The organism is Skermanella sp. TT6 (assembly GCF_016653635.2).
In the GTDB taxonomy this organism is placed as follows: Bacteria; Pseudomonadota; Alphaproteobacteria; order Azospirillales; family Azospirillaceae; genus Skermanella; species Skermanella cutis.
The window spans coordinates 3,236,080-3,255,989 of record NZ_CP067420.1 but is presented as its reverse complement, the minus strand read 5'-3'; the positions used below and the strand labels follow the sequence as shown (position 1 = coordinate 3,255,989).

The following is a 19,910-nucleotide window of genomic DNA, read 5'->3' as shown; positions in this document are numbered from 1 at the left end:
CCGAGTACCATGGATCCTTCTGTCATCACTTCCGGCGCGGCGGCGGCGTCCCACGACCTCTCCGTCTGGGGGCTGTTCATGGCCGCCGACGTGGTGGTCAAAGCCGTCATGCTCATGCTGTTCGCCGCCTCGGTCTGGTGCTGGGCGATCATCTTCGAGAAGATCGTCAGGCTGCGCCGGCTGAACGCCCAGGCGGCCGACTTCGAGGAGAGCTTCTGGTCCGGCGGATCGCTGGAGAAGCTTTACGAGGACGTGGGCAAGCAGCCGGGCGACCCGATGGCCGCGACCTTCGCCGCCGGCATGCGCGAGTGGCGCCACGCCAGCGAGCGGTCGCTGAACGCGTCGGGCATCAAGGCCGGGCTGCAGCAGCGGGTCGAGCGCGTGATGTCGGTGACCATCGGCCGCGAGATGGCGCGGGCCGAGCGCTACATGTCGTTCCTGGCGACCGTCGGCTCCACCGCGCCCTTCATCGGCCTGTTCGGCACGGTGTGGGGCATCATGAACAGCTTCACCTCGATCGCGGCCTCCAACAACACCAGCCTGGCCGTCGTGGCGCCGGGCATCGCCGAGGCGCTGTTCGCCACCGCCCTGGGGCTCGTCGCCGCCATTCCCGCGGTGGTCGCCTACAACAAATTTTCGACAGATTTGGGGCGCTACGCTGAACGCCTGGAGGCGTTCTCCAGCGAGTTCAGCTCCATCCTCTCGCGCTATCTGGAAGAACGGGCCTGATCCATGGGAGCCCAGCTCGCCGGGAAATCCGAGGGCCGCGGCCGACGCCGCGCCTACAAGCAGCTCGCCGAGATCAACGTGACGCCGTTCGTCGACGTCATGCTCGTGCTGCTGATCGTCTTCATGGTCTCGGCGCCGCTGATGACCGTCGGCGTGCCGGTCGACCTGCCCAAGACGGCGGCGCCGGCCCTGCCGACCGACAGCAAGCCGCTGTTCATCACGGTGGACACGCAGAACCGCATCTATGTGCAGGAGACGGCGGTGGAGCTGGACAACCTCGTCCCGCTGCTGCGCGCGATCACCGAGAACAATCCGGAGGCCCGCGTCCTGGTGCGCGGCGACAACAGGATCGCCTACGGCACCATGCTCCAGGTTATGGGCACCATCAGCGCCGGAGGCTTCACCAAGGTCGGTCTGGTCGCCGAGCTGCCGCAACCCAAAGCCGCGGCGCGCTAGATCATGCGCAATGGCATCATCTTCTCGGTGGTGGTCCACGTGGCGGTCATCGCGATCGCCGTGATGGGCCTGCCAATGATGCAGAAGCCTATCGAGATTCCGGAATCGATTCCGATCGACATCGTCGATGTCGGCGAACTGACCAATACCCGCATCGACGAGTCGCCGCCGGCGCCGCCCCGGCCGCCCCAGGCGAAGCCCGAGCCGGCCCCGCAGCCGCCCCAGCCGCCGCAGCAGCAGCTCGCCCAGGCGCCGCCGCCGGAACCCGTGCCGGTACCGCCGCGCCCGCCCGAGCCGCCGAAGGTGGCCGAGCCGCCGCCGGCCCCGCGCGAGCCGGCGCCGCCCCAGCGGCAGCCCGAGCCTCCGCCGCCGCCCCGGCCGGTCCCGCCGCCGCCGGCTCCCGCCCCGCCGCCGCCCAAGGCGCCGGAGCCCGAACCCGCGCCGAAGCCGGAGCCGGCCCCCAAGCCGGAACCGAAGAGGCCCGAACCGCCCAAGCCGGAACCTCCGAAGCAGGAGCCTCCGAAACCCGAGCCCCCCAGGCCCGAGCCGCCGAAGCAGGAACCGAAGAAGCCGGAACCGCCGAAGCCGGAACCGCCGAAGCCGGAGCCTCCCAAGGAGGTCAAGAAGCCCGAGCCGCCGAAGCAGGAGGCGAAGAAGCCCGAGCCCGCCAAGCCCGAGGCGCCGAAGAAGGCCGAGCCGGAGAAGAAGCAGCCCGAGGCCAAGCAGGATTTCGCGAGCGTCCTGAAGAACCTCCAGAACCTCAAGCCGGAGCCGTCGAACGCGCCGGCCCAGCCGCAGCGGCAGCAGCCGGCTCCGTCGCAGTCCGCGCCGTCGCAGCAGCAGGCCGCCAGCAACGCGCCGAAGCTCTCCGACCGCCTGACGGCGAGCCAGGAAGACGCGGTGCGCCGGACGGTCGAGGCGTGCTGGAACGTGGACCCCGGCCTGGCCGGCATCCACGAGATCACGGTCGAGATCCGCCTGGAGATCGGCCGCGACGGGCAGGTCATGCGGGCCGAGGTGGTGGACAAGGGACGCATGGCGCGCGACCGCGCGTTCCGGGCCGTCGCCGAATCGGCCCAGCGCGCCGTGATGAACCCGCGCTGCCGCACGCTGCCCCTCCCGCCCGACGGCTACGACTTCTGGAAGGACGCCGTCTTCGTCTTCAGCCCGCGCGACATGCTCCGGGGATAGCGGACCGTTGGGCACCTTGATTATGACACGATCAAGGTGCCCAGTCGGCGCACCTGCCGAGTGCTCCAGGGGACGCCCGTTCCCGCAAGAACAACGATCATAGTAAGGCATGACCCGATCATGATTGCATTCCCGTACCATCTGGTCCTGCTTGCCCGCCGCCTGGCGCTGGCCGTCCTGGTCATCACGCTGGCCGGAGCCGCGGGCGCCCGGGCCGAACTGCGCCTCGACATCACGCGCGGCAAGGTCGAGCCGATGCCGGTCGCGATTTCGACCTTCCATGGCCAGGCCGGTACCGAAGTCCAGGTCGGCCGAGACATCGCCCAGGTGGTGTCGGCCAACCTGGAGCGGTCCGGCCTGTTCCGGCCGATCGATCCCAAGGCGCTGATCCAGGATCCGGCCTCGCTGCACAACCAGCCGCGGTTCGCCGACCTCAAGGTGATCAATGCCCAGGCGCTGGTCAGCGGGACGGTCCAGGGCCAGCCGGACGGCCGCCTGCGGGTCGAGTTCCGGCTGTGGGACGTGCTGGCCGAGCAGCAGATGACCGGTCTGGCCTATTTCACCGTGCCGGAGAACTGGCGCCGGGTCGCCCACATCATCTCCGACGCGATCTACAAGCGGATCACGGGCGAGGAGGGCTATTTCGATACCCGCATCGTCTACATCTCCGAGACGGGGCCGGCCGACAAGCGGATCAAGCGCCTGGCCATCATGGACCAGGACGGCGAAAACCACCGCTTCCTGACCGACGGCAGGACCCTGGTGCTGACCCCGCGCTTCTCGCCCAGCGCGCCGGAAATCACCTATCTTTCCTATTTCAACAACAAGCCCCGGGTCTACCTCTTCAACATCGACTCCGGCCGTCAGGAGGTCCTGGGCGACTTCCCCGGCATGACGTTCGCGCCGCGCTTCTCGCCGGACGGCAACAAGGTGATCATGAGCCTGGCGACCTCGGGCAACTCCGACATCTATTCCATGGATCTGCGGACCCGCCGGGTCGACCAGCTGACCAACAGCCCGGCGATCGACACCTCGCCCTCCTACTCGCCCGACGGCCAGCGGATCGTCTTCGAGTCGGACCGCGGGGGCACCCAGCAGCTCTACGTGATGGACGCGAACGGCGGAAATGCCCAGCGGATCACCTTCGGCCAGGGCCGCTACGCGAGCCCGGTGTGGTCGCCGCGCGGGGACCTGATCGCCTTCACCAAGATCGCCAACGGGCGGTTCCATATCGGGGTGATTCGGCCCGACGGCACCGGCGAACGCCTGCTGAACGAGGCTTTCCACGTCGAAGGGCCGACCTGGGCCCCGAATGGACGCGTTCTGATGTTCTTCCGCGAACGTCCGAGCGGGGAGGGGAATCGCAGCAGGACCGCGCGTTTGTACAGCGTCGACTTGACCGGCTTCAATGAACGCGAGGTCGTCACGCCGCTCGATGCTTCGGATCCCGCTTGGTCACCCTTGATTCCTTAGCGGTAACCATTTATTTTCGCGCTGCACGATCGACGCTAAGGTTAGACAGTCGGGAGATCGAAAACTTTCGGTAGACTGGGTTCGATGGACTGGGCGGAGATTAGCGTCGGCCCGTTCGCTCTTCCGTGTTTGGTATCGTGTGTCGCTGTAGGGGGTTTTTCAGATGCGTTTGAAGGTTCTGAGCCTGTTGGCTGCGGTAGTGCTGGTCGCCGCGTGCGAATCCACGCCGCAAGACGCCGGCTCGGCCGGTGCCGGTGGTGGGGCTACCGCCGGCGCGGCTCCGGTCCGGACTGGTCCGGCTCCGGGCACCCAGGAGGACCTGGTCGTCAATGTCGGCGACCGTGTGTTCTTCGGTTATGACAAGTTCGACCTGACGCCGGAGGCCCGGGCAACCCTGGACCGTCAGGCTGCTTGGCTGAACCAGTATCCGCGCGTCACCGTGACCGTCGAAGGTCACGCCGACGAGCGCGGCACCCGCGAGTACAACATCGCGTTGGGCGAGCGTCGCGCCAACTCGGTGCGCAACTACCTGCTGGCGCGTGGCGTCGATGCGAACCGCATCGCCACCACCAGCTACGGCAAGGAGCGTCCGGCCGTCCTCGGTTCCAACGAGGCCGCCTGGGCGCAGAACCGCCGCGGCGTGACCACCGTCAACTAAGCGGACGGCGGATCATTGCGGCAGCGGATGCAAGCCCGCTGACGAATGGGGCGCCACACCAAGCGGTTCCTGAGCGGGCCGCCGGGTGTGGCGCCTTATTTTTGCCTCCGGCTTCAGGTAAGGCGCGGAAATCCGTCCCGCATGCGACGGGAGGGCGCCGCCCTGGCCGGCCGGCAGCGCAACAGGCACTTTCGACGCAGCGGCTGGGACGGCCGGGTCCGATCAGGTTCAGGAAACAATGATGGCGGTAGAGGCGATGGTTCGAGCGACAGGTACATGGTTGACCGAAGGGTGCGGCGGAGTTGCGCCGCTTGCCGGCGCCAGGCCGGCCGGTTTCATGCTGACCGGCCTCATGCTGACGGGCCTGATGCTATGGTCCGGGCCGGCGGCCGCGCAGGCCGATGTCAACATCCAGAACCGGCTGAACCGGCTGGAGAACGAGATCCAGACCCTCAACAGGCAGGTCTACCGCGGCGGCACGGCCCCGGCCGGATCGTCCGCGGCGCCCGCACCTGGAGGGGCAGGCGTCCCGCCCAGCCTGGCGGCCGACTTCGAGGTCCGGCTGTCGCGCCTGGAGAGCGAATTGCAGACCCTGACCGGCAAGTACGAGGAAGCCACGTTCGGCATCACCCAGGCGCGGGAGCGGCTGGACAAGCTGGCGTCCGACCTCGACTACCGGCTGAGCGAGATCGAGAGCAAGCTGAACGCCGAGCCTGCCGAGCCCCAGGCCGCCGCCCCGGCCGCGAAGGCGCAGGGCCAGACGGCCGCGGCGCCGCCGAAGCCGGCCCCGCAGCAGCCCCAGCAGCAGGTCACCGCAGCGGCGCGCCTGCCGGCCGGCTCCGCGCAGGACCAGTACAACTACGCCTTCGGCCTGCTCCGCGCCGCCGACTACGCCAATGCCGAGGCGGCCCTCGGCCAGTTCGTCAAGAACCACCCCGACAGCCCGCTGACCGGCAACGCCCAGTACTGGCTGGCGGAGACCTACTATGTCCGCGGCAAGTACGGCGACGCCGCCGTGGCGTTCGCCGAGGGATACCAGAAGTACCCCAAGGGCTCGAAGGCCGCCGACAACCTCCTGAAGCTGGGCATGTCCCTGGGGCAGCTGAACCAGAAGAAGGAGGCCTGCGTCACCTTCCAGCAGCTCAACTCGGAATTCCCCGACGCTCCCGCGACGATCAAGCGTCGCGCCGACCAGGAACGAGGCCGGCTGAACTGCTCCTGAGCCCGGGATGACCCGGAATCTCGCCGGCGACTTCTTCGACCTGATGGACCGCCTGGGACCGTTCGAGCCGCAGCCCCGAGTCGCGGTCGGAGTGTCCGGCGGACCCGACAGTCTGGCGCTCTGCATCCTGATGAAGGCCTGGACGGACCGGGTCGGCGGGATTTTGCTGGCCCTGACGGTCGATCACGGCCTGCGACATGATGCCGCAGCCGAGGCCGCGCAGGTCGGGGGCTGGCTCGCCGCCCGGGGCATCGACCATGACGTGCTCCGGTGGGAAGGGCCGAAACCGGCCGCCGGCATCCAGGCGGCCGCGCGGGCGGCCCGCCATCGCCTTCTCGCGGACCGCTGCCGCTCCGAAGGCATCCTGCACCTGGCCTTGGCGCACCATCTGGAGGATCAGGCAGAAACCGTCCTCCTCCGCTTCGCCAAGGGAAGCGGCCCGGACGGGCTGGCCGGCATGTCGCCGCTGCGCGAGGCCGGGTCCGTGCGGATCCTGCGCCCGTTGCTCGGCCTGTCGCGGTCGCGCCTGAGGGACCTCCTGGAAGCGGCGGGCCAGCCCTGGATCGACGACCCCTCCAACCGGTCCGCCGCCTTTGCCCGGGCGCGGCTGCGCACCATGGCCGACCTGCTCGCCGGGGAGGGCTGGACAGCGGCCCGGGCTGCGGATACGGCGCGGCGCGCCGGACGGTCCCGGGCGGCGCTGGAGGCCGCGACGGCGCGGCTGCTCGCGGAGGCGGCCGAGGTCTGGCCGGAGGGGTGCGTCCTCCTGCGCCCCGATCCGGTCCGGGCGGCTCCGGACGATCTCGCCCTGCGGGCGCTGGGCCGCTGCCTCGCCTCGGTCGGCGGCGCCCGCTACCAGCCCCGCCGCGACGCGGTCGAGCGGTTCCTCCGGTCCCTTTCCGACGGCGCGCCGCCGCGCGGGGCGACCCTGGGCGGGTGCCGGATCATGCCCCGCGGCGACGGCAGGCTGCTGGTGGCGCGGGAGGCACGGGCCGCGGACGAGCGCATCGTCACCGGAGGCGGGGCTGCCCTGCGCTGGGACGGGCGCTTCCTGGTGACGGTGCCGTCCGGCGCTGCCGGCACCGTGGCGGCCCTCGGCCGCCGGACGTGCGCGCTGCCGAAGCACCTGGAAAGACTTCCCGCGGTTGTGCGCGAGACCTTGCCCGTCCTGGTGCGCGAGGACGGTGGCGTCGGCTTCCCGCGTTTCGATTTCGCGAACGAATTCAATATCCAGGATGAATCGGGAACCGGGACGGCGATCGGAGTTGTATTCGCCCCTCCGGAACCTGTGAGCGCATCCGCATTCGTAGTTGTTTAAAACGGGTGCGGCATTATCTAATCTGATGGACTTCCCATGTATCGGGATCAAGTGTCGAGGGCTGGCGCCCGGCGTGCAATGAAAGGCGCCGAGGTTGTCCGACGAAAGGCGTGAACCGTGAACAATTTCGGTAAAAACCTGGCTCTCTGGATCATCATCGGGCTGCTTTTGGTGGCCCTGTTCAATCTGTTCCAGAGTTCCTCCACCCGTAGTCCGCAGGCGAGCGTGCCGTTCAGCGACTTCCTGAACGAGGTCGAACGGGGCCAGGTCGCGGATGTGACGATCAAGGGCAACCAGATCAGCGGCCACTTCAGCGATGGCCGCTCGTTCAGCACCTATTCCCCGCCCGATGCCAATGTGGTCGATCGTCTGGCCGATCGGGGCGTCCGGATCAGCGCCATGCCCGACGACAGCAACGTGCCGTCGCTGTTCAGCGTGCTGCTGTCCTGGTTCCCGATGCTGCTGCTGATCGGCGTGTGGATCTTCTTCATGCGCCAGATGCAGTCCGGCGGCGGCAAGGCCATGGGCTTCGGCAAGAGCCGGGCGCGCCTGCTGACCGAGAAGGTCGGCCGGGTGACGTTCGACGACGTCGCCGGCATCGACGAGGCCAAGCAGGAGCTGGAGGAGATCGTCGAGTTCCTGAAGGACCCGCAGAAGTTCCAGCGTCTGGGCGGCAAGATCCCCAAGGGCGTGCTGCTGGTCGGTCCTCCGGGTACCGGCAAGACCCTGACGGCGCGCGCCGTCGCGGGCGAGGCGAACGTGCCCTTCTTCACCATCTCCGGGTCCGACTTCGTCGAGATGTTCGTCGGCGTCGGCGCCAGCCGCGTCCGCGACATGTTCGAGCAGGGCAAGAAGAACGCCCCCTGCATCATCTTCATCGACGAGATCGACGCGGTCGGCCGCCATCGCGGCGCCGGCCTGGGCGGCGGCAACGACGAGCGCGAGCAGACCCTCAACCAGTTGCTGGTCGAGATGGACGGCTTCGAGGCGAACGAGGGTGTGATCCTGATCGCCGCGACCAACCGTCCCGACGTGCTCGACCCCGCGCTGCTGCGTCCCGGCCGCTTCGACCGCCAGGTCGTCGTGCCGAACCCGGACGTGCTGGGCCGCGAGAAGATCCTGAAGGTCCACATGCGCAAGGTTCCGCTGGCGCCCGACGTGGACGCCCGGATCATCGCCCGCGGCACACCCGGCTTCTCCGGCGCCGACCTCGCCAACCTTGTCAACGAGGCGGCCCTGCTGGCGGCCCGCGCCGGCAAGCGCGTCGTCGGCATGGCCGAGTTCGAGAACGCCAAGGACAAGGTCATGATGGGCGCCGAGCGCCGCTCCATGGTCATGACCGAGGACGAGAAGAAGCTGACCGCCTACCACGAGGGCGGCCATGCCATCGTCGCGATCCACATGAAGGACAGCGACCCGGTCCACAAGGCGACCATCATTCCCCGCGGCCGCGCGCTCGGCATGGTGATGCGCCTGCCGGAAGGCGACCGGATCTCGCTGAGCCGCGCCAAGCTGGAGGCCGACCTGGCCGTCGCGATGGGCGGCCGCGTGGCCGAGGAGCTGATCTTCGGCATCGACCGGGTCACGACCGGCGCCTCGTCCGACATCAAGATGGCGACCGACATCTCCCGCCGGATGGTCACCGAGTGGGGCATGAGCGAGAAGCTGGGGCCGCTGCTGTACGGCGAGCCGAGCCAGGAGGTCTTCCTGGGCCACTCGGTCACCCAGCACAAGAACATGTCCGACGCGACTGCGGCGGAGGTCGACGCGGAGGTCCGCCGGATCGTCGACACCGCCTACGCGACGGCGCGGCGCATCCTGACCGACAACCTCGACCAGCTCCATACGCTGGGCAAGGGCCTGCTCGAGTACGAGACCCTGTCGGGCGAGGAGATCAATGCCCTGCTGCGCGGCGACCCGATCGTCCGCACCGACAAGCAGGACACGCCGCCGCCGCCCAAGCAGCCGACCCCGGGTCGCCGGGCCTCGGTCCCGACCAGCGGCAGCAAGGACTCCGGCGGTCTCGAGCCGGAACCCCAGCCGGGCACGTAAGCTCGGGGACGTGAAGGCTGATATTTGGTGGACATGATGGCTCCCATGGGAATGGAGCCGGCAACGAGCCCCGGGTCACTCCGGGGCTTTTGCTTGTCGGCGGAACGGTCCGGCGCTTGCCTGTATCTTCGGCCGCTGGGCATCCTCGGACACGACGCGGCGGGACGGGCGGTCGAGGCCGGCACGGCGCTTCCCCTGGCGGGAGGGCCGCTCGCCTTCGGCATGGTCGAGGCGATCGCCAGGACGAACGGCAAGGGGACGGCCGATGTCCGGCGTGCGGTCGGCCCGGTCGGTGACTTGGCCGGCTGGGCCGCCGCCGCGGACCTCCTCGACGCGCTGTGCCGTTCCCGGGCACCGTTCGCGGGACTGATGCTCGACCGGCCCGCCGTCATGGGCATCGTCAACGTCACCCCCGACAGCTTCAGCGACGGCGGCGACTTCCTGGACCATGACCGCGCCGTCGCCCAGGGCACGGCGCTTCTGGAGGCCGGGGCCGACATCCTGGACATCGGCGGCGAGTCGACCAGGCCGGGGGCCGATCCGGTCCCGGCGGAGGAGGAGATCCGGCGGGTGGTTCCGGTCATCCGGCACTTCGCCGGGCACGGTGCGGTCGTCTCGATCGACACCCGCCACGCCGCGGTCATGGCGGCGGCGTTGGAGGCGGGAGCGGCGATCATCAACGACGTCACGGCGCTGACCGGCGACCCCCACAGCCTCGGCGTCGCCGCCAGGTCGGGGGTTCCGGTCGTCCTGATGCATATGCGCGGCGAGCCCCGGACCATGCAGCAGGCGCCGGAGTACGCCGACGCGCCGACCGACGTGTACGCCTACCTCGCCGAACGGGTCGCGGCTTGCCTGGAAGCGGGCATGCCCGCCGGCGATCTCTGCGTCGACCCAGGCATCGGCTTCGGCAAGACGGTCGAGCACAATCTCCAGATCCTGCGCCACGCCGCGCTGTACCATGGGCTGGGCGTGCCGCTGCTGATCGGGCTGTCCCGCAAGCGCTTCATCGCGTCGCTCAGCCGCGGCGAGGCGCCGAAGGACCGGATGGCCGGCTCGCTGGCCGGGGCGCTGGCGGCCTTCGACCAGGGCGCCCAGATCCTCCGCGTCCACGACGTCGCCGAGACCTGCCAGGCCCGCGCGCTCTGGGCGGGGCTGCACCTTCGGGGGAAATGAGGCCCGGGCCTTGGCTGTTGCCGGACTTTCCGGTTAAGTACGGCATGACTGTTCGAGAGGAATGATGACGCGAAAACTCTTCGGCACCGACGGCATCCGCGGCACCGCCAACATCGAGCCGATGACCGCGGAAACCGCCCTCAAGGTCGCCATGGCGACGGCGGTCCAGTTCCATCGGGGCGATCACCGGCATCTGGCGGTGATCGGCAAGGACACCCGCCTGTCCGGCTACATGCTGGAGCCGGCCCTGACGGCCGGGCTGATCGCCATGGGCATGGACGTCGTGCTGGTCGGGCCGATGCCGACGCCGGCGGTAGCGATGCTGACCCGCAGCCTGCGCGCCGACCTCGGCATCATGATCTCGGCCTCCCACAACCCGTTCCAGGACAACGGCATCAAGCTGTTCGGCCCCGACGGCTACAAGCTGTCCGACGAGGTCGAGGCGGAGATCGAGGGCCGGCTGGCCGATCCCCTGGGCTCGTCGCTGGTCAAGCCGGCGGCGCTGGGCCGGGCGAGCCGGCTGGAGGACGCGAGCGGCCGCTACATCGAGTTCGTCAAGAACACCTTCCCGCGCGGGCTTCGGCTGGACGGGCTGAAGATCGTGGTCGATTGCGCCCACGGCGCCGCCTACAAGGTGGCGCCCAAGGTCCTGTGGGAACTCGGCGCGGAAGTCGTCTCGGTCGGGGTCAAGCCCGACGGCATCAACATCAACCGCCAATGCGGCGCCACCGCCCCCCAGATGCTCCAGAGCGAGGTGGTCGCCAACGGGGCCGACCTGGGCATCGCGCTGGACGGCGACGCCGACCGGCTGATCCTGGTGGACGAGAAGGGGCGTCAGATCGACGGCGACCAGGTGATGGGTCTGGTCGGGAAGTCCTGGTGCGAGTCGGGCAAGCTCAAGGGCAACGGCGTGGTCGCCACGGTGATGTCCAACCTGGGCCTGGAACGTTCGCTGAAGGGGCTCGGCCTGGATCTCGTGCGCACCCCGGTCGGCGACCGCTACGTGGTCGAGCACATGCGCGAGCACGGCTTCAATGTCGGCGGCGAGCAGTCCGGCCATATCGTGCTGAGCGACTACGGCACGACCGGCGACGGGCTGGTCGCGGCTCTCCAGGTCCTGGCCGTGATCCAGGAGAGCGGCCGGCGCGTCAGCGACGTCTGCCGGGTGTTCGAGCCGGTGCCCCAGCTCCTGAAGAACGTCCGGTTCGAGGGGGACGCGGCACCGCTGGAGGACGGGCAGGTGAAGGCGGCGATCCGGGACGGCGAGGCCCGGCTGAGCGGCTCGGGCCGGTTGCTGATCCGTAAGTCCGGGACCGAGCCGGTCATCCGCGTCATGGCCGAAGGCGACGATGAAGCCTTGGTGAATGCCGTCGTCGGGGATATCGTTCAGCGGATCCAGGAAGCGGCGGTGCGGCAACAGGAAGCGGCGGAATGAGGGGAAGGGTCTTGATCGTCGCCGGCTCCGACAGCGGAGGCGGCGCCGGTATCCAGGGCGACATCAAGACGGTGACGGCGCTGACCGGCTATGCCGCGACCGCCATCACCGCGCTGACGGCGCAGAACACCCTGGGCGTTTTCGGCATCCATCCGGTGCCGGTGGAGTTCATCGCCCAGCAGATGCGGCTGGTCCTGGAGGATATCGGGGCCGACGCGATCAAGACGGGCATGCTCCACAGCGGGGAGGTGATCGAGACGGTCGCCGACGTGCTGGACGAGCTCGGCGGCGACATACCGCTGGTGGTCGATCCGGTGATGGTCGCGAAGGGCGGGACCATGCTGCTCGACCCCGACGCCAGCCACGCGCTTCAGCGCCGTCTTCTGCCCCGCGCCGACGTGATCACGCCCAACATCCCGGAAGCCCAGGTGCTGAGCGGCCTGGAGATCCTGGACCTGGACGACATGCGCCACGCGGCCACCCTGATGCTCAGCTACGGCCCCAAGGCCGTGCTCCTGAAGGGCGGCCACATGGAAGGCGAGACGGTCACCGACCTGCTGCTGACCAACGACGGGGAGGAGGTCTTCACCTCCCGCCGGATCGATACCCCGCATACCCACGGCACCGGCTGTACGCTGGCCTCCGCGATCGCGACCGGCCTCGCCCAGCGGCTGACCCTGCCGGAGGCGGTCGCCCGCGCCCGGAACTACGTTGACCAGGCGATCCGGCAGGCCCCCGGCTACGGCGCCGGGCACGGCCCGCTCAATCACGCCTGGACCGTCGCCGACGGGTTCTAATGCTGTCGGCATCCGTGGATGATTGGACCTATTCGGTCTTCGTGGCCGGCCGTTCCACTCGGCGCACTATGTTGCGCCATGGGCGCAACCTACGGCTCGATGCAGGGCGGAGGTGATGCGGACCGGCGATCGTAGGTTGCGCCCATGGCGCAACGCAACGGATCAGCTGCCCCAGGGCGGATCGACCTGATCGCGCGCAGCTCGAGTGGTGCTGCACAGAGGTTCTGACGAGTCCTGTGGAGCGTTGACGCAGGGTGTTGGCCTTCTGCCGAGGCTGACCTCGACTCTACCGGACGGTCGCGGACGGGCCATGGCAAAGGCCCGTCAAACCATCGAAACCGTCGCCCCGGCCGGGCTGCACAGCAGGTCGGCGATGACCTCCAGCCCGTGGCGCACGTCCTCGCGGCGGGCCGGCATGGACAGGCCGACGCGGACCGCGTGCGGGGCGGCGCCCCGGCCGACCATGAAGACGTCGGCGCCGGTCAGGATGATGCCCCGGCTGCGGGTCTCCGCCACGAAGTCCTCCCGCCGCCAGGGATCGGGAAGCTTCAGCCAGAGATGCTGCCCGACGGAAGGCACCGCGACGGCCGGGCCGTCGCGCAGGATCTCCGCCGCCAGGGCGTGGCGCGCGCGGCATTCCCGGCACTGGGTCTCGGCGAAACGGTCGGCGCTGCCGTCCTCGATCCAGCGGGTCGCCAGCTCGCCCATCAGGGGCGGCACCGCGTAGTTCAGCGCGCGCATCGTGGCCTCCAGGCGCGGCATCAGCCGGGGCGGCGCCACCAGGTAGCCGATCCGGAGGCCCGGCGCGATGCTCTTGGACAGGCTGCTGATGTGCAGCGTGATGTCGGGCGCCAGGACCTGGATCGGCGGAGGCCCGTCCGGCACCAGGAAGCCGAAGACGTCGTCCTCCACGATGGTGACGTCGTATTTCCGCGCGATCTCGATGATCCGCCGCCGCCGCTCCGTCGGCATGATAGCCGTCGTCGGGTTGTGCAGGGTCGGCACGGTGTAGAGCGCCTTGGGTGCCGACTGCCGGCAGGCCGCTTCGAACGCGTCGGGCAGCAGCCCGTCGTCGTCCATGGAAAGCCCGTCAAGCCGCAGGCCGAGGGTGGCCGTGAGCGCCTTCATGCCGAAATAGGTCAGCCGCTCCGTCAGGATCAGGTCGCCCGGCCGTGTGATCGTGGTGAAGGCGATGGCCATGCCGTTCTGCGCGCCGCTGGTGACCAGCACGGTCTCCGGCCCGGCCGAGATCCGGTGACGGGTCAGCCACCGCGACCCAGCCTCGCGGTGGGCGGGCAGCCCGCCATGGGGCGGGTAGTTGAGCATATCTGCGAACCCGGCCGGATCCTTCATGCCGGACAGCAGGGCGGCCAGGGCTTCCGCCACCCCGGCGGCGCTGGGCGTGCAGAGCGACAGGTCGACCACCGCCGGCGTGTCGCCCGGCGGTGGCGGCAGTTGCGGCCACTCGTCCCCGGCGCTCCGCACGGTGCCCGCCTTCACGTAGGTGCCCCGCCCGACCTCTCCCCCGATCAGGCCCCGCCGCTCCGCCTCGGCGTAGGCGCGCGTGATCGTGCCGACCGTGACCTTGAGGTGGTAGGCCAGGTCGCGGTGAGTGGGAAGGCGCTCGCCGACGGCAAGCCGGCCGGCGGCGATGTCCGCGGCCAGCGCGTCGGCGATGGCCCGGTAGCGGGGCCCTGGGTAGCTGTCGAGATCCGGGAGCCAAGTTGTCATGGTGACAATGTATTCATTGACCCTCATCCGAAGCAAGCAATAATCGCATTGTCTCGAATGTATCGAGGCAGAACGCCAGAGGATGGAGGATTGTATGCATACAATTAACGCCGCCACACCTCCCCGTCCGGGGATGCCGGCACCGGCCGCAACGTCTCTCCGCGCCGCCGCCCGATCGGTCCTGGCCGTCCTGCCCACCGTCTTCGAGATCCTGATGACCTGGCACGAGAAAGCTCGCCAGAGACGGCAACTCCTTGCGCTCAGCGACGACATGCTGAAGGATATCGGCATCAGCCGGGCCGACGCGAATTACGAGGGGAGCAAGCCGTTTTGGCGCACCTGAAGCCGTTCACCGACAGGAGCGGTGCCGAGATCCGGTTCCGGTGCGAACCGGATCTCACCCCCGCCGAGTTCATCGACGTCCTGCGCCGCTCCGGCCTGGCCGAGCGCCGCCCGGTCGACCAGCCCGAGCGGATCTCCCGGATGCTGGAGAAGGCCGACCTGATCGTCACCGCGCGCGATGGTGACAATCTCGTCGGTGTTGCCCGGTCGGTCACCGATTTCAGCTATTGCTGCTATCTGTCCGACTTGGCGGTGGACCGGAGATGGCAGGGGCGGGGCATCGGCCGGGCATTGATGGTCCGGACGCGGACCGCGGCGGGTGGCGACACCGTGCGCTGCATCCTGCTGTCGGCCCCCGCGGCGATCGAATTCTACGAAAAGGTGGGGCTGGAACGGCATCCCGACTGTTTCGACTTCACCAACCTGCACGATTGAGACCCGAACGAGAGACGCTATGAGCCAACGGATTTATCAGGTCGATGCCTTCACCGACACGGTCTTCGCCGGCAATCCGGCGGCGGTGATGCCGCTGGACATCTGGCTGCCGGACGCCACGCTGCAGGACCTCGCGGCGGAGAACAATCTGGCCGAAACGGCCTTCTTCGTCCCGGAGGGGCAGGAGGGATATCGGCTGCGCTGGTTCACGCCGACCACCGAGGTCGACCTGTGCGGCCACGCCACCCTGGCTTCCGCCTATGTCATCATGTCGATCCTGCGTCCCGGCACGGAGCGGGTCGAGTTCGCCACCCAGGTCGCCGGCAACCTGACGGTGACCCGACGCGGCGACCTCTACACGCTCGATTTCCCGGCCCGCCCGCCCGAGCGGACGGCGGAGGATCGGGACGCCGTCCGCGCGGATCTCGCCGCGGCGCTCGGCGGTCCGGCTCCGTCCGACCTGCTGACCGGCCGCGACCACATGGTCGTCTACGACGACGCGGCGTCCATCGCGTCCCTCAAGCCGGACATGGGGGCGCTGTCCCGGCTGGACCGGGGCGTGCTGGTGACGGCGCCGGGCAGCGACGTCGATTTCGTGTCGCGCTTCTTCGCCCCGCATCACGGCATCCCGGAGGATCCCGTCACCGGTTCGACCCATTGCACGCTGGTGCCCTACTGGGCCGAACGGCTGGGCAAGACCGAACTGTCCGCGCGCCAGCTCTCCGCCCGGGGGGGACAATTGTGGTGCGAACTGCGCGGCGATCGGGTGATGATCTCCGGCAAGGCCATTCTCTACATGGAAGGCACCGTCTACCTGTGACCGAGATCCGGATCGCCGAAGCGGCCGGGGAGGACGACCTACGCGCCGTGCGCGGCCTCCTCCTGGACTACGGCAGGGCGATGGATTTCGCCATCTGCTTCACGGGATACGAGCGCGAGGTCGCCGCACTTCCCGGTCTGTGGATGCTTGCTTGGCAGGACGGGGAGCCGGTCGGCGTGGTCGGCCTCTCCGCACCGGCCGAGGCGGGCGGCGACTGCGAGATGCGTCGGCTCTATGTCCGCGACGACTGGCGCGGGACCGGGCTGGGGCGCCGCCTGTGCGAGGCGGCTCTGGATGAAGCGCGCCGGCGCGGCTATACCGGTATGCATCTGGAGACGCTGCCGTCCATGGCCGCCGCCTTGGGGCTCTACCGGTCGCTGGGCTTCGAGCCCGTTCCGCCCGGGCCTGCCGGGGCCTCGGACGGCATCATCCATCTGACCAAGAGGCTGTGACCGCGGCCCGCCAAGCAAGCCAGCCATGGGGAGAGGCAAAGCGCATGAAGTCGATGTTCTTCGAGGATTTTCGGGTCGGCGACCGGTTCGGGACGGCGGGTGTCACCCTGACGGAGGCGCAGATCATCGATTTCGCGCTGATGTACGACCCGCAGCCCTTCCATGTGGATGCCGTGGCCGCCGCCAACGGACCCTTCGGCGGCCTGATCGCCAGCGGCTTCCAGACCCTGGCGCTGACCTTCCGCCTGCTGCGCGATACCGGCATCATCCACGACAGCAGCATGGGCGGTAGCGGCGGTGACCAGCTCCGCTGGCTGCGCCCGGTCCGGCCCGGCGATACGCTGAAGGTAGTTGTCGAAGTAACTGAAGTTCAGCCCTCCCGCAGCCGCGACGACCGGGGGCGAGTTCGCCTTCAATACAATACTTATAATCAGCGGGACGAATCAGTACTTAGCATTCTACTGGATCACATAATTGCCCGCAGGACTCCCGAAACGATCTCCGTCTAAGTTCTATTCTTTATCTGCCCGGATAGTGTATATATGACTTCCTCAGAAGTGGGGGTGGCGTTCGCATGCCTGACCGCACGTCCGTCGAAGTCAGTATCGAATACGAGATGCACATGCTCCAGGACGGGGCATGGCAGCCTGCGGTCGAATCTCCGTCCGCCGCGACGCTGCTGAAGGCGGCGGAGAAAGTGCTGGCCTTGCGGGGGCTGGACGGTGTCCGGGTGGTTCGCGCCACCCGCTTCGGCGGTTTCGACCATTCCGACCGCACGATCCTGCTGAAATGGGTGGCACCCGGCCGGACCGATCCCGATCCCGCCGGCCTGCCGACGCTGGGTGCCCGCACGCCCTGCCGCACCCGCCGGGATTTCCACCGGGAGCAGGCCAGAGACGACATCCGGGTCCTGCTCGCCCGGTTCCTGGAGCCGCGCCGGATGACTCCGCTGGAACTGATCCATTCCGTCAGGCACACCACGGAGCTGGCCTCCGGCAAGGGCATGGTGGAGGGGGCGATCCAGCGCGCCGCGATGGCCCAGGTCCAGGGCGCCAAGGATGCGTCCAAGGCCGGCAAGGCGCGCTACATCGAACTGATCGATGCGGTCCACAAGGCGATCGAGGCGCTGCACGCCGACGACCGCAAGCATTCCATACCGCAGATCGAGGCTGGCAAGTTCCTCGCCGTGGTCTGGGAGATCGAGAGCCGGTTTCCGGATGCCGAGGAATTCTCCTACCACTGCCTGCGCGCCCTGACCCGCTACCTGATGGGGGCGGGCAGCTGGGGGGAGAAGCTGTCGCGGCTGGTCCTGCTGGTCCAGCCCGGCCTTGAGATCCGGCACTACAGGCTGCTCGACATGCTCGCGGCGGAGATCCTCGACGCGCCGCCGAGCCTGCGCGAGCTGCGCGGCGGGCGCCTGCGGCCGGACCAGACGGTGATCCTGCTGGCCGAACTGCATGCCGGCACCTTCTCTTACCCCGAGGGAGGTCCGCTGGTCGGCCTCGCCCGGCTCAACACCCTGATGAAGGCGAACCTGCTGCCCCGGTGCCGCACGGTGCTGCGCCGCCGGCTGCTGGCCGAACTCTCCGGCCGGTCGGCGTTGCGGCCCGACGAAGGTCTGTTCCAGGAGATCGAGGCGGTCGGCGCGCTCGGCCGCTGGCTGTCAGAGGTCAACCCCGGGCTCGGCGCCGACGAGGAGATCCGGGCGACCCTCGAGCAGCGGATCGGCTCCGTCCTCACCGAGGCGCGGGTCGCCACCGAACTGGAGGGGCTGCGCACCCGGTCGGAACGGATCGACCGGCTCAGCCGCCTGATCCGCATGGTTCCCGGCGAGCGGGACAAAACAAGGCTGCGCCGCCACCTCGCCGGACTGATGGAGACCGAGCCGCTGCTCCGCGAGACGGCCGGGGGCCGCAGGAGCGTGGTCGAGACGGTGGAGGCGCTGGTCGATCTCCAGTCCTCGATCCGTCTGGCCGGCCTGGCCGACGATGCGGCAGGGCCGGTCCTGGACGAACTGGACGGCGCCGTGTTCGAGGCGCTCCGCAACGGCGTGATGGGCGTGAAGAAGCCGCTGGCGGAACGGATCGCCATGCTGCTGAAGGTCTGCGGACAGGTCAGCTTCCCCGAGGGCCGCGCCCGCACCTTCGTCGCCGAGACGCTGGAGCGCGCCATGAAGAGCCCCGACTTCCAGACGACCTGGGCCAAGCGCTTCGGCAGCGAGGCGGAGCGCAAGCAGGGCATGGCCAAGCTTCAGTCGGCGCTCTGGTCGGTCGGGTTCCCCGGCGCCGCCGCGTGATGTTGTTGATCGGCCGGCTAATTATCTTGTTCCGCCATGCCGTGGGCGCGGAACGGAATTGCGCGGTTGATTTGGGAAAAGGCGATAACTAGTATCCGCGCCGGGCCACGACCCCCCAACGGGTTGCAACTATTCTGCAAGGAATAGCCTCCATGAAGCCGACTGCGCGGCCAAAGAACACCCATTTCTCCTCCGGTCCCTGTGCGAAGCGTCCTGGCTGGACGCTGGAGGCGCTCTCCGACGCGCTGCTCGGCCGGTCCCACCGTTCCAAGCCCGGCAAGGCCAAGCTGGCCGAGGTGATCGAGCTCAGCCGGTCGATCCTCGGCATTCCCGCCGACTACCGCATCGGCATCGTTCCGGCCTCCGACACCGGCGCCGTCGAGATGGCGATGTGGTCGCTGCTGGGCGCCCGGTCGGTCGATATGCTGGCGTGGGAAAGCTTCGGCAAGGACTGGGTGACCGACGTGGTCAAGCAGCTGAAGCTGGCCGACACCCGGACGCTCCAGGCCGACTACGGCTCGCTGCCCGACCTCTCCCAGGTGGATTTCGGCCGCGACGTGGTGTTCACCTGGAACGGCACCACCTCGGGCGTGCGCGTGCCCGACGGCGACTGGATCCCGGCCGGCCGCGACGGCCTGACCCTCTGCGACGCGACCTCGGCCGCCTTCGCGATGGACCTGCCCTGGGACAAGCTGGACGTGGTCACCTGGTCCTGGCAGAAGGTGCTGGGCGGGGAGGCGCAGCACGGCATGCTGGTGCTCAGCCCGCGCGCCGTGGCCCGGCTGGAGAGCTACAAGCCGTCTTGGCCGATGCCCAAGATCTTCCGCATGACCAAGGACGGCAAGCTCAACGAGGGCATCTTCAAGGGCGAGACGATCAACACGCCGTCCATGCTGGCGGTGGAGGACGCGATCGACGGCCTGAAATGGGCGCAGTCGGTCGGCGGCCTTCCCGGCCTGATCGAGCGTTCCGAAGGCAATCTCCGGACGCTGGCCGACTGGGTCGCCCGCACCCCCTGGATCGATTTCCTGGCGGTCGAGCCGTCGATCCGATCCTGCACCTCGATCTGCCTGAAGATCGTCGATCCGGAGATCACCGCGCTGGACTCCGCCGCCCAGGCCGACGTCGCCAAGAAGGTCGCGGCCCTGCTGGAGAAGGAGGGCGTGGCCCTCGACGCCGCCTCCTACCGGGACGCGCCTCCCGGCCTGCGGATCTGGGGCGGCGCCACCATCGACCGGAGCGACATCGAAGCCCTGATCCCCTGGATCGAGTGGGCCTTCGAGACCGTCAAGTCGGAAACCGTCAAGGCCGGCTGACCCGGAAGGAA

19 protein-coding genes are annotated in these 19,910 nt (G+C 68.9%); 18 read left to right on the top strand and 1 reads right to left on the bottom strand.

The annotated features are described in order from the left end of the window. The first annotated feature begins 9 nt into the window (after positions 1-9). The 11 genes from tolQ to thiD all read left to right on the top strand — a co-directional run bounded on the left by tolQ (position 10) and on the right by thiD (position 12,507). Positions 10-729 (top strand): protein TolQ, encoded by a 720-nt coding sequence (tolQ, locus tag IGS68_RS15365; RefSeq protein WP_201070664.1) that lies wholly within the window; start codon positions 10-12, stop codon positions 727-729. Positions 730-732: 3 nt separating this feature from the next. After that, entirely contained in the window at positions 733-1,185 is a 453-nt protein-coding gene (locus tag IGS68_RS15360; RefSeq protein WP_158044973.1) for an ExbD/TolR family protein, read from the top strand. Positions 1,186-1,188: 3 nt separating this feature from the next. Then, positions 1,189-2,376 (top strand): hypothetical protein, encoded by a 1,188-nt coding sequence (locus tag IGS68_RS15355; protein WP_201070661.1) that lies wholly within the window; start codon positions 1,189-1,191, stop codon positions 2,374-2,376. A 120-nt stretch (positions 2,377-2,496) separates the two neighbouring features. Further along, positions 2,497-3,849 (top strand): Tol-Pal system beta propeller repeat protein TolB, encoded by a 1,353-nt coding sequence (tolB, locus tag IGS68_RS15350; protein WP_201070658.1) that lies wholly within the window; start codon positions 2,497-2,499, stop codon positions 3,847-3,849. 163 nt (positions 3,850-4,012) lie between these two features. Continuing rightward, complete coding sequence (pal, locus tag IGS68_RS15345) at positions 4,013-4,507, top strand: peptidoglycan-associated lipoprotein Pal (protein ID WP_201070655.1); 495 nt, start codon at positions 4,013-4,015, stop codon at positions 4,505-4,507. Between the two features lie 337 nt (positions 4,508-4,844). Continuing rightward, on the top strand, positions 4,845-5,729 hold the full coding sequence (gene ybgF / locus IGS68_RS15340; RefSeq protein ID WP_201070652.1) for a tol-pal system protein YbgF: 885 nt from the start codon (positions 4,845-4,847) through the stop codon (positions 5,727-5,729). A 7-nt stretch (positions 5,730-5,736) separates the two neighbouring features. Next, positions 5,737-7,047 (top strand): tRNA lysidine(34) synthetase TilS, encoded by a 1,311-nt coding sequence (gene tilS / locus IGS68_RS15335; RefSeq protein ID WP_201070638.1) that lies wholly within the window; start codon positions 5,737-5,739, stop codon positions 7,045-7,047. Between the two features lie 117 nt (positions 7,048-7,164). Beyond that, the gene (ftsH, locus tag IGS68_RS15330) at positions 7,165-9,099 is read left to right on the top strand and encodes an ATP-dependent zinc metalloprotease FtsH (protein WP_201070630.1); all 1,935 of its coding nucleotides are present in this window, start codon (positions 7,165-7,167) and stop codon (positions 9,097-9,099) included. A gap of 93 nt (positions 9,100-9,192) precedes the next feature. Next, positions 9,193-10,275, top strand: coding sequence for a dihydropteroate synthase (folP, locus tag IGS68_RS15325; RefSeq protein WP_247880878.1), 1,083 nt, complete (start codon positions 9,193-9,195; stop codon positions 10,273-10,275). A 61-nt stretch (positions 10,276-10,336) separates the two neighbouring features. Next, positions 10,337-11,710: a phosphoglucosamine mutase gene (gene glmM / locus IGS68_RS15320; RefSeq protein WP_201070615.1), complete on the top strand. Its 1,374-nt coding sequence runs from the start codon at positions 10,337-10,339 to the stop codon at positions 11,708-11,710. Further along, a complete protein-coding gene (gene thiD, locus IGS68_RS15315) occupies positions 11,707-12,507 on the top strand; it encodes a bifunctional hydroxymethylpyrimidine kinase/phosphomethylpyrimidine kinase (protein ID WP_201070611.1) in 801 nt (266 codons plus the stop codon). The genes glmM and thiD overlap by 4 nt, the downstream gene beginning before the upstream one ends. 324 nt (positions 12,508-12,831) lie before the next feature. Here thiD and ehuR read toward each other — a convergent pair whose 3' ends face one another. After that, a complete protein-coding gene (gene ehuR, locus IGS68_RS15310) occupies positions 12,832-14,238 on the bottom strand; it encodes a MocR-like ectoine utilization transcription factor EhuR (RefSeq protein ID WP_201070610.1) in 1,407 nt (468 codons plus the stop codon). 94 nt (positions 14,239-14,332) lie between these two features. Between ehuR and IGS68_RS15305 the strand changes: the two genes are divergently transcribed. The 7 genes from IGS68_RS15305 to IGS68_RS15275 all read left to right on the top strand — a co-directional run bounded on the left by IGS68_RS15305 (position 14,333) and on the right by IGS68_RS15275 (position 19,899). Beyond that, positions 14,333-14,581: a DUF1127 domain-containing protein gene (locus IGS68_RS15305; RefSeq protein WP_247880876.1), complete on the top strand. Its 249-nt coding sequence runs from the start codon at positions 14,333-14,335 to the stop codon at positions 14,579-14,581. Next, positions 14,569-15,015: a GNAT family N-acetyltransferase gene (locus tag IGS68_RS15300; protein ID WP_247880875.1), complete on the top strand. Its 447-nt coding sequence runs from the start codon at positions 14,569-14,571 to the stop codon at positions 15,013-15,015. The genes IGS68_RS15305 and IGS68_RS15300 overlap by 13 nt, the downstream gene beginning before the upstream one ends. Positions 15,016-15,034: 19 nt before the next feature. Beyond that, on the top strand, positions 15,035-15,835 hold the full coding sequence (locus IGS68_RS15295) for a PhzF family phenazine biosynthesis protein (protein WP_201070608.1): 801 nt from the start codon (positions 15,035-15,037) through the stop codon (positions 15,833-15,835). Then, positions 15,832-16,287 (top strand): GNAT family N-acetyltransferase, encoded by a 456-nt coding sequence (locus IGS68_RS15290; protein WP_201070605.1) that lies wholly within the window; start codon positions 15,832-15,834, stop codon positions 16,285-16,287. The genes IGS68_RS15295 and IGS68_RS15290 overlap by 4 nt, the downstream gene beginning before the upstream one ends. Positions 16,288-16,340: 53 nt before the next feature. Then, positions 16,341-16,796 carry a MaoC family dehydratase gene (locus tag IGS68_RS15285; protein WP_371821779.1) on the top strand — a complete coding sequence of 152 codons (456 nt, stop codon included), beginning with the start codon at positions 16,341-16,343 and terminating at the stop codon, positions 16,794-16,796. 65 nt (positions 16,797-16,861) lie between these two features. Then, on the top strand, positions 16,862-18,583 hold the full coding sequence (locus IGS68_RS15280) for a hypothetical protein (protein ID WP_201070603.1): 1,722 nt from the start codon (positions 16,862-16,864) through the stop codon (positions 18,581-18,583). Between the two features lie 152 nt (positions 18,584-18,735). Next, positions 18,736-19,899 carry a phosphoserine transaminase gene (locus tag IGS68_RS15275; protein ID WP_201070601.1) on the top strand — a complete coding sequence of 388 codons (1,164 nt, stop codon included), beginning with the start codon at positions 18,736-18,738 and terminating at the stop codon, positions 19,897-19,899. The last annotated feature ends 11 nt before the right edge of the window (positions 19,900-19,910 follow it).